8 protein-coding genes are annotated in these 9,307 nt (G+C 63.2%); 6 read left to right on the top strand and 2 right to left on the bottom strand.

The features are described from left to right. Positions 1-72 precede the first annotated feature (72 nt). Positions 73-1,089, bottom strand: a complete 1,017-nt coding sequence (locus PSV38_RS13085; protein WP_300548075.1) for an aldolase/citrate lyase family protein — start codon at positions 1,087-1,089, stop codon at positions 73-75. Positions 1,090-1,224: 135 nt separating this feature from the next. Here PSV38_RS13085 and PSV38_RS13080 point away from each other — a divergent pair, with 135 nt between their 5' ends. Together PSV38_RS13080 and PSV38_RS13075 are read left to right on the top strand one after the other, a co-directional pair. After that, positions 1,225-2,847, top strand: a complete 1,623-nt coding sequence (locus PSV38_RS13080; protein ID WP_300548074.1) for a GMC family oxidoreductase N-terminal domain-containing protein — start codon at positions 1,225-1,227, stop codon at positions 2,845-2,847. A 169-nt stretch (positions 2,848-3,016) separates the two neighbouring features. Further along, positions 3,017-4,561: a methyl-accepting chemotaxis protein gene (locus PSV38_RS13075; protein WP_300548072.1), complete on the top strand. Its 1,545-nt coding sequence runs from the start codon at positions 3,017-3,019 to the stop codon at positions 4,559-4,561. A 69-nt stretch (positions 4,562-4,630) separates the two neighbouring features. On the opposite strand, the gene PSV38_RS13070 is transcribed toward PSV38_RS13075, so the two are convergent. Beyond that, positions 4,631-5,617, bottom strand: coding sequence for a malate dehydrogenase (locus tag PSV38_RS13070; protein WP_300548070.1), 987 nt, complete (start codon positions 5,615-5,617; stop codon positions 4,631-4,633). A 232-nt stretch (positions 5,618-5,849) separates the two neighbouring features. Between PSV38_RS13070 and PSV38_RS13065 the strand changes: the two genes are divergently transcribed. The 4 genes from PSV38_RS13065 to sdhA all read left to right on the top strand — a co-directional run bounded on the left by PSV38_RS13065 (position 5,850) and on the right by sdhA (position 9,295). After that, positions 5,850-6,611 carry a GntR family transcriptional regulator gene (locus PSV38_RS13065; RefSeq protein ID WP_300548081.1) on the top strand — a complete coding sequence of 254 codons (762 nt, stop codon included), beginning with the start codon at positions 5,850-5,852 and terminating at the stop codon, positions 6,609-6,611. Positions 6,612-6,694: 83 nt separating this feature from the next. Further along, positions 6,695-7,129, top strand: a complete 435-nt coding sequence (gene sdhC, locus PSV38_RS13060; RefSeq protein WP_300548068.1) for a succinate dehydrogenase, cytochrome b556 subunit — start codon at positions 6,695-6,697, stop codon at positions 7,127-7,129. A gap of 24 nt (positions 7,130-7,153) precedes the next feature. Beyond that, a complete protein-coding gene (sdhD, locus tag PSV38_RS13055; protein WP_300548066.1) occupies positions 7,154-7,516 on the top strand; it encodes a succinate dehydrogenase, hydrophobic membrane anchor protein in 363 nt (120 codons plus the stop codon). Next, entirely contained in the window at positions 7,517-9,295 is a 1,779-nt protein-coding gene (sdhA, locus tag PSV38_RS13050) for a succinate dehydrogenase flavoprotein subunit (RefSeq protein WP_300548079.1), read from the top strand. It abuts the gene before it with no gap. Positions 9,296-9,307 lie beyond the last annotated feature (12 nt).

Genomic DNA, 9,307 nt, shown 5'->3' with positions numbered 1-9,307 from the left:
AGCGGGACCACCAAGCTGAAGCCCTGCCGGAGACCGCCCCAGCCCGCGCCCCGCGCTGCCAGAACAAAGCCACTATCCAAAAAACGCCGCCTCAATCTCCGCAGGCAAAGGCTGCCCCGTCAGCCACGCCCGTTCCAGCACATGCCAATAGTGCCGATAACTGGCCCGGTCTTGCAAAACGCTGCGGTACGACGTGGGCGCCCAATGCGCCTGCTGGGCGGCGCTCAAAATGGCCACCGCATCATCTACCTCCGCGGCCACAGGCGCGAACGCATCCACGATCACCGGGATCTGGTCCGGGTGGATGCTCCACATGCGCGTGTAGCCCAACTCGCGCGAGGCACGCTCTGCCGCCACACCCAGCGCCCGCGCATCCCTGAACTCCGTCACCACGCAATGCGATGGCGTGATGCGCGCCGCATGGCAGGCCGCCGCAATCTCCAACTTGGCGCGCAACACCAGCGGATGGTGAAACTGGCCCTGCGCGCTCATGGCCGAAGCCGGAATGGCGCCCCGGTGCTCCGACACGAAATCCATCAGCCCGAACGACAGCGACTCCACCCCCGGCAGAGCGGCGATGGCGGCCACCTCTTGCAGCGCCTGGTGCGTCTCGATCAACACGTGCACTGGCACGATGTGCCCAACGCCATGCTTCAGCCGCGCGGCCTTGATGGCCTCGACCGCACGTTTGGCTTCCTCCTCACCCGCCACCTTGGGCACCATCAAGTAAGCCAGCCGGGGCCCTGCCTGCTGGATCAGCGTGTGAATGTCATCCTCGAAGCGGGGGTGGCTGGGCGCATGGACGCGCGCGCCCACACGCCCACAGGCATTGGCCGCGCTGTTGAGCAACTCGGCCACCAACAAGGCTTGCTCGTGCTCGCCGCCCACGGGGGCGCCGTCCTCCAGGTCCAGGGTCACGTCGAACACGGCGCGGCCTTCGGTCTGTGAGGCCATGTCCGCTTGCAGCGCCAAGCTCTTGCGCATGCGCGCTTCAATGCCCGCGTAGTGGTCACACACTGGCAGGTTGGGCGAGCGTTGCTCGGCGCCAAACAAGGCCAGGCGAGGGTGGATGGTGCTGAGTGTTGACAAGGCGGCGTCCTCTCTGAAGCTGAAGCGCAAGGCATGCTGGTGCAAGCCCGGCCCATTGTCCTCTTGTCGCCCCAACCCTTCAACCCGCAAACATTGTTTTCAAGGCGGCGCTTTCACGTAGGATGCGTCCACCCCATGAGCCACCCTACCTTCGACTACATCATCATCGGCGCAGGCACGGCAGGTTGCCTGTTGGCCAATCGCTTGTCAGCCGACCCCGCTTGCCGAGTCCTGTTGATCGAGGCTGGCGGCAAGGACGACTACCACTGGATCCACATTCCGGTGGGTTACCTTTACTGCATGGGCAACGCCCGCACCGACTGGCTCTACCGCACCGAGCCCGAGCCGGGTTTGAATGGCCGCAGCCTGGCCTACCCAAGGGGCAAGACCCTGGGAGGTTCCTCCAGCATCAACGGCATGATCTACATGCGCGGCCAGGCTCGCGACTACGACCATTGGGCCCAGCTGACCGGCGACGACAGTTGGCGCTGGGACCAGGTTCTGCCCTATTTCAAACAGCACGAAAACCACCACCAAGGGCTGGACGATCTGCACGGCAGCACTGGCGAGTGGCGCGTTGAAAAGCAGCGCCTGCGCTGGGATCTCCTCGATGCCATTGCCCTGGCAGCCGTGCAGGCCGGAATCCCGGCCATCCCGGATTTCAACCGTGGCTGCAACGAAGGCGTGGGCTACTTCGACGTGAGCCAACGCAAAGGTCTGCGCTGGAACGCGGCCAAGGCCTTCTTACGCCCCATCTGCTACGACCGCCTCAACTTCGAGATGTGGACCCATGCCCAGGTTGCCAAGCTGTTGTTAGAGGCGCAACCCGACGGCACGCAACGTTGCGCGGGCGTGCAGGTCTGGAACGGGCACGAGATGGTCACCGCCACGGCGAGCCGCGAGGTGGTCCTGAGCGCGGGCAGCATCGGCTCTCCGCAGATCCTGCAACTGTCGGGCATCGGCCCTGGCGACTGGTTGCGCCAGCATGGCTTGCCCGTGTTGCACGACTTGCCCGGCGTGGGCGCCAACCTGCAAGACCACCTGCAGATCCGCAGCGTGTTCAAGGTGAACGGCGTCAAAACATTGAACACCATGCTCCAAAGCCCTTGGGGCAAAGCCCGCATCGCCCTGGAATACGCGCTCAACCGCAGCGGCCCCATGAGCATGGCGCCCAGCCAGTTGGGGGCCTTCACGCGCAGTGATCCCTCTCAGCCGCATCCCAACCTTCAGTACCACATCCAGCCCTTGAGCCTGGACGCCTTCGGCCAGCCTTTGCATGACTTCGGCGCCTTCACCGCCAGCGTCTGCAACCTCAACCCGACCAGCCGTGGCACGGTGCGCATCACCAGCCCCCGCTTCGAAGATGCGCCCGCCATCGCGCCCAACTACCTGAGCACCCCGCAAGACCGCCGGGTGGCGGCTGATTCCCTGCGTGTCACGCGCGGCATCGTGGCTCAGCCCGCCCTGGCCAAATACCAGCCTTCAGAATGGAAGCCCGGGGCGCAGTTTCAGTCGGACGAGGATCTGGCCCGCCTGGCGGGGGACATTGCCACCACCATCTTCCACCCCGTGGGTACCACCAAAATGGGCCGTGCCGAAGACCCGATGGCGGTGGTGGACAGTCAGTTCCGGGTGATGGGGGTGGCCGGTCTGCGTGTCGTGGACGCGGGTGTGATGCCCAACATCACCAGCGGCAACCCCAGCGCACCCGTCTTGATGATGGCGGAGAAGGCCGCTGCATTGATGCTGCGCCGCTGAGCCGAGGTAAGGTTGCAACAGCACCGTCGTTCACTTGGTGATCAAGGGATCCCTCGCTTGCGCATCGGTTAAGGTTGGGTGAAGCCTGTTGGGGGGGGGTGCATTTGCCTTACCTGCCTCCAGGACCGCCAACGCTCCCGGATTGTGAGCGTCACAGGGTGCTCAACAGATGTTGAACTTACATGGGCTCAAATTGGGCCATCGCTTGGGTTTGGGGTTTGGCTTGCTGCTGCTGCTGACCGCCCTCATCGCTGGCGTGGGGTGGTTTCGTCTTTCGCAGACGATCCGGGACGTCGGTCACAGCAACGAGGCGCAATCGCGAGCCACGGCCGCGCTCAAGTGGGAAGGGCTCACCTTGCTCAACGTCAACCGGACGCTGGCCATCGCCGAGTCTGGGGGGCACAAAGACGTGAAAGACCATTTCGCGCCTTTGATCAAGGGCACATCCGCCGAAATCAGCGCGATCCAGAAAAGTCTGGAAGCCCAGGTCGAGACGCCCGAGGTCAAAGCCATGTTTGAGGACATCGCGGCCAAGCGCAAGGCCTACGTCGCGGCCCGCGATTCGATCTTTTCCTTCCTGGAGATGGACGACCCCGGAGCCAAAGACGCCTTGAAAAGCGAACTCCTGCCCGCCGCCACCCGTTACATCACGGCCATCAACAGCTACCAGTCGATGCAGCGCAAGATCGCGGACGAGCAGTCGGCCTTGACGCACCAGCGCGTGGCGAGGGCCCAGTGGCTGCTGCTGGCGTTGGCCGTGGGCAGTTTGGTGATCGGGGTGGCCTGTGCCTGGGTCATGACGCGCTCGGTGACCGGGCCTTTGCGGCGGGTGGTGAACGCCACCAAGGTCATTGCCAGCGGCGACTTGTCCCAGCGTGTCGACATGGATGGGCGCGATGAGTTGTCCGAGCTCTGCCACAGCCTGGAGCACATGCAGCAGTCCTTGCGCAGCATCGTGGGTGAAGTGCGCCAGTCCACCGACTCCATCCAGACCGCCAGCCAGGAAGTGGCGGTGGGAAGCCAGGACCTGTCGAGCCGCACCGAGCAGACTGCCGCCAGCTTGGAGGAAACCGCCTCCACCATGGAGCAGATCTCCGGCACCATCCGGCACACGGCCGATGCCGCCCGCACCGCCAATCAGCTCGCGGCGGGGGCGGCGCAAGCGGCCACCAACGGCGGCAAAGTGGTGTCCCAGGTGGTGGCCACCATGGACGAAATCACCCAAAGCTCCAAGCGCATCGTGGACATCATCAGTGTCATCGACGGCATCGCTTTTCAGACCAACATCCTGGCCTTGAACGCGGCGGTGGAAGCCGCCCGCGCGGGCGAACAGGGCCGTGGCTTTGCCGTGGTGGCGGGCGAGGTGAGGGCGTTGGCACAGCGCGCCGCCAGTGCGGCTGGCGAGATCAAGGCCCTGATTGGCGCTTCCAGTGAACGGGTCGAGGCTGGAGCCGCACTGGTGAGCGAGGCCGGCACGTCCATGGCCGCCATTGTCGATTCGGTGCAGCGCGTGGCCGACATCATTGGCGAAATCACCTCCGCCTCCACCGAGCAGTCCGAAGGCATCAGCCAGGTCAACACGGCCGTTTCTCAGCTCGACAGCATGACGCAGCAAAACGCCGCCCTGGTCGAGCAGTCCGCCGCCGCCGCTGAGAGCCTCAAGGAGCAGGCGTCCAAGCTCGCCTTGGTGGTCTCGGTGTTCCGCTTGCCCTGAATGAAAAAAGCCGACTGGCCCGAAGGTCGTCGGCTTTTTGGTTTCAGCTGAATGCTCAGCTGAACTGGATCACAGCAGGTGCTTGACGCCGTCTTGCTCGCCTTGCAGCTCGGCCAGGGTCTTGTTGATGCACTCTTGCGAGAACGCATCGATGGGCAGGCCCTCGACCATCTTGTATTCGCCGCCTTCGCAGGTGACGGGGTAGCCGAACATGATGTCGGCGGGGATGCCGTATTCGCCCTTGGACGGGATGCCCATGGTGACCCACTTGCCATTCGTGCCCAGGGCCCAATCGCGCATGTGGTCGATGGCAGCGTTGGCGGCCGAAGCGGCCGACGACACGCCGCGAGCGGCGATGATGGCGGCGCCACGCTTGCCCACGGTGGGCAGGAACACGTCGCTGTTCCAGGCGGCGTCGTTGATCATGTCCTTGACCGATTGACCATCGATCGTGGCGAAGCGGTAGTCAGCGTACATGGTGGGCGAGTGGTTGCCCCACACGGCCAGCTTCTCAATCGAAGCCACCGGCTTGCCGGTCTTGGCGGCCAGTTGCGACGCAGCGCGGTTGTGGTCCAGGCGCAGCATGGCGGTGAAGTTCTTGGCAGGCAGGTCAGGCGCCGACTTCATGGCGATGTAGGCGTTGGTGTTGGCGGGGTTGCCGACCACCAGCACGCGCACATTGCGCGAAGCCACGGCGTTCAGTGCCTTGCCTTGGGCCGTGAAGATCTGGGCGTTGGCGGCCAGCAGGTCGGCGCGCTCCATGCCGGGGCCACGGGGGCGTGCGCCCACCAGCAGGGCGTAGTCGGTGTCCTTGAAGGCTTGCAGCGGATCGCTGTGGGCTTCAATGCCGGCCAGCAGGGGGAAGGCACAGTCTTCCAGCTCCATGATCACGCCCTTCAGCGCGTTCTGGGCCTTCTCGTCGGGGATCTCCAGCAGTTGCAGGATCACGGGTTGATCTTTGCCCAGCATTTCGCCGGAGGCGATGCGGAACAACAGGGCGTAGCCGATTTGACCAGCGGCGCCGGTGACGGCAACGCGAACGGGTGATTTGCTCATGTGCAACTCCGAAAGAAATAGAGAGAAGGGGTAGGTGGTAACAACCCCCGAGTGTAGCGTCGTGCGCAGTCTAGGGGCAGTGTTGTGAATCGTCAATGCTCTTATGTCTTATATAAGACATCTTTCATCAGAGGGTGGACTAAAATGGGGGCTTGTGTTGCAATCAACACCCGTGAAAACCCAAGCTGTTGTGGCCCCTTCCTCGCCGTCCTCTGGTGCCCCTGTCGAGCCGATCCCCGGGGTCGCGGGCGAGGTGTCGGCGTCTGGAGTTGGGTCGCCTTCCTTCAGCCCGCTCTACCAGCAGATCAAGTCGCTCATCTTGCGCAGTCTGCAGGCCGGCGAATGGCGCCCAGGTGAGGCCATCCCCAGCGAGATCGAGCTGGCCGGTCGCTTCAAGGTCAGCCAAGGCACGGTGCGCAAGGCGGTCGATGAGCTGGCCGCCGAAAACCTGCTGCTGCGCCGCCAGGGCAAGGGCACTTACGTGGCCACCCACGCCGAAGAGCGCGTGCAGTACCGTTTTCTGCGCCTCACCCCCGACCTGCCCGAATACGCCGGCCCTGTCCAACGCGAGTTCCTCGACTGCAGGCGCCTGCGCGCGCCCGCCGACATCGCCCGACTGCTGCAACTCAAGGCTGGTGACATGGTGGTCGAGGTGCGCCGCGTCATGCATTTCGCTGGCAAACCAGTGGTGCTGGACGACATCTGGCTGCCGGGTCACCTGTTCAAGGGTCTGACGGCCGAGCGCCTGAGCGACTACAAAGGGCCCATGTACGGACTGTTTGAAACCGAGTTCGGCGTGCGCATGATCCGCGCTGAAGAGAAAGTTCGGGCCGTGGCTGCTGGGGAAGTCGAGGCCGCGCTGCTCAAAGTCACCGTGGGCGCGCCGCTCCTGAGCGTCGAGCGCCTGTCCCACACCTACGACGACCAACCCGTGGAGTTGCGCAGAGGTTTGTACATGACGGAATACCACCATTATCGGAACGAATTGAACTAACCCCAGCGATGAGCAAGGGATTGCCCTTAAAATCGCGGATTCTTTGACTGTTTTTTGACGCGAGGCAGGAGCCTTCAGAAAAAATGGCTGACAACACCAAAACCCCCCGCCCCGTTTTCACGAACATCCACGTCACCGACATCGTCAGCTACAAGCTGCCGCCCGCCGGAATCGTCTCGATCCTGCACCGCATCAGCGGCGTCGTGATGTTCTTATTGCTGCCTTTTGTCGTCTGGATGTTTGACACCAGCCTGAGCTCGGAGATCTCGTATGACGAGTTCAAATCCGTGTTCACCGCGGGCTCTGGCTGGTTGCCTGCCATCCTCGTCAATGTCATCACCTGGGGCTTGATCTGGGCCTACCTGCACCACTTCATTGCCGGTGTGCGCCATCTCTTGATGGACACCAACCACCACTTGGTCGAGAAAAAGAAGGGCCAATCGTCGGCCATCGCCACGCTGGTATTGAGCGTGGGCCTGACCCTGATCCTGGGTGCCAAGCTGTTCGGCCTGTTCTGATTTTGACCGCGGAAACTCAACACCATGTCTAAAAACTACGGTACCAAGCGCATCGTCGTCGGCGCGCACTACGGCTTGCGCGACTGGCTGGCGCAACGCGTCACGGCCGTTCTGATGGCCTTGTTCACGGTGGCGCTGCTGGTGCAGGTTATCTTTGGCGATCCCATCGGTTACGAAAAATGGGCGGGCATCTTCTCGCACCAGTGGATGAAGTTCCTGACCTTTGTGGTCATCCTGTCCCTGGCATACCACGCCTGGGTCGGCATGCGCGACATCTGGATGGACTACATCAAACCCGTGGGCATCCGACTTGGCCTGCAAGTGTTCACCATCGTCTGGCTGCTGGGCTGCGCTGGCTGGGCCATCCAAGTGCTGTGGAGGATTTAAATAATGGCGATCGCAACTTCTCTTCCTACCCGCAAGTTTGACGTTGTCATCGTCGGAGCCGGTGGCTCTGGCATGCGCGCTTCCTTGCAGCTGTCATTGGCCGGCCTGAACGTGGCCGTGCTGTCCAAGGTCTTCCCCACCCGCTCGCACACCGTGGCGGCGCAGGGAGGCATTGGCGCCTCGTTGGGCAACATGTCCGAAGACAACTGGCATTACCACTTCTTCGACACCATCAAGGGCTCTGACTACCTGGGCGACCAGGACGCCATCGAGTTCATGTGCCGTGAAGCGCCCAAGGTCGTGTACGAGCTTGAGCACTTCGGCATGCCGTTCGACCGCAATGCCGACGGCACCATCTACCAGCGTCCCTTCGGTGGCCACACCGCCAACTACGGCGAAAAGCCCGTGCAACGCGCTTGCGCTGCCGCAGACCGCACCGGCCATGCGCTGCTGCACACGCTGTACCAGCAAAACGTCAAGGCCCGCACCCAGTTCTTTGTAGAGTGGATGGCGCTCGACGTCATCCGCGATGCCGAAGGCGACGCCGTGGGCGTGGTCGCGCTGGAAATGGAAACCGGCGACGTGCACATGTTGCACGCCAAGACCGTGCTGTTCGCCACGGGCGGCGCTGGCCGCATCTATCAAGCCTCGACCAACGCTTTCATCAACACCGGCGACGGCCTCGGCATGGCGGCACGCGCTGGCATCCCGCTCGAAGACATGGAGTTCTGGCAGTTCCACCCCACCGGCGTGGCCGGCGCGGGCGTGCTGCTGACCGAAGGTTGCCGTGGCGAAGGCGCCATTCTGCGCAACAGCAATGGCGAACGCTTCATGGAGCGTTATGCGCCCACCCTGAAAGACCTGGCCCCGCGCGACTTCGTGTCCCGTTCGATGGACCAGGAGATCAAGGAAGGCCGTGGCTGCGGTCCCAACAAGGATTACGTCCTCCTGGACATGACCCACCTGGGCGCCGAGACCATCCACAAGCGGCTGCCTTCGGTGCAAGAGATTGGCCACAATTTTGCCAACGTCGACATCACCAAGGAGCCGATCCCCGTGGTGCCGACCATCCACTACCAAATGGGTGGCATTCCCACCAACGTCCATGGTCAAGTGGTGGTGCCTGCCAACGGCAAGCACAACGAGATCATCAACGGCCTGTACGCCGTGGGCGAATGCTCCTGCGTGTCGGTGCACGGCGCCAACCGCCTGGGAACCAACTCGCTGCTCGACCTGCTGGTGTTCGGCCGCGCGGCTGGCAACCACATCGTTGATTTCAACCTCAAGTCGAAGAACCACAAGCCCCTGCCCAAGGACGCTGCCGACAAGTCGCTGGCCCGACTGGCGCGCCTGGATGGCGCCACCAATGGTGAGTACTCGCAAGATGTGGCCAACGACATCCGAGCCTCCATGCAAAAGCACGCTGGCGTGTTCCGCACGCAAAAGACGATGGACGAAGGCGTCAAGCAGATCGCGGCCTTGCGTGAACGCGTCAAGGGCATCGGCCTGAAGGACAACTCCAAGGTCTTCAACACCGCCCGCATCGAAGCGCTGGAAGTCGAGAACCTGATCGAAGCCGCCCAAGCCACCATCGTGGCCGCCGCCGCTCGTCCGGAAAGCCGTGGCGCCCACGCCCACGACGACTTCCCCAACCGCGACGACGACAACTGGATGAAGCACTCGCTGTGGTACTCCGAAGGCAACCGCCTGGAATACAAGCCCGTGAACCTGCAACCGCTGACGGTGGAATCTGTTCCCCCGAAAGTCCGGACGTTCTGATGAGGACCGCAC

Origin of the sequence: Aquabacterium sp., from assembly GCF_029946005.1 — a bacterium.
Classification (GTDB): Bacteria; Pseudomonadota; Gammaproteobacteria; order Burkholderiales; family Burkholderiaceae_C; genus Aquabacterium.
Note: the sequence above shows the minus strand (reverse complement) of the source record. Positions and strands in the feature narration are given on the sequence as shown.

Excerpts from the sequence above, each read along its gene's own strand:
- PSV38_RS13080 (WP_300548074.1), top strand. The coding sequence starts at position 1,225 with ATGAGCCACCCTACCTTCGACTACATCATCATCGGCGCAGGCACGGCA.
- PSV38_RS13075 (WP_300548072.1), top strand. The coding sequence starts at position 3,017 with ATGTTGAACTTACATGGGCTCAAATTGGGCCATCGCTTGGGTTTGGGG.
- PSV38_RS13070 (WP_300548070.1), bottom strand. The coding sequence starts at position 5,617 with ATGAGCAAATCACCCGTTCGCGTTGCCGTCACCGGCGCCGCTGGTCAA.
- sdhC (WP_300548068.1), top strand. The coding sequence starts at position 6,695 with ATGGCTGACAACACCAAAACCCCCCGCCCCGTTTTCACGAACATCCAC.
- sdhD (WP_300548066.1), top strand. The coding sequence starts at position 7,154 with ATGTCTAAAAACTACGGTACCAAGCGCATCGTCGTCGGCGCGCACTAC.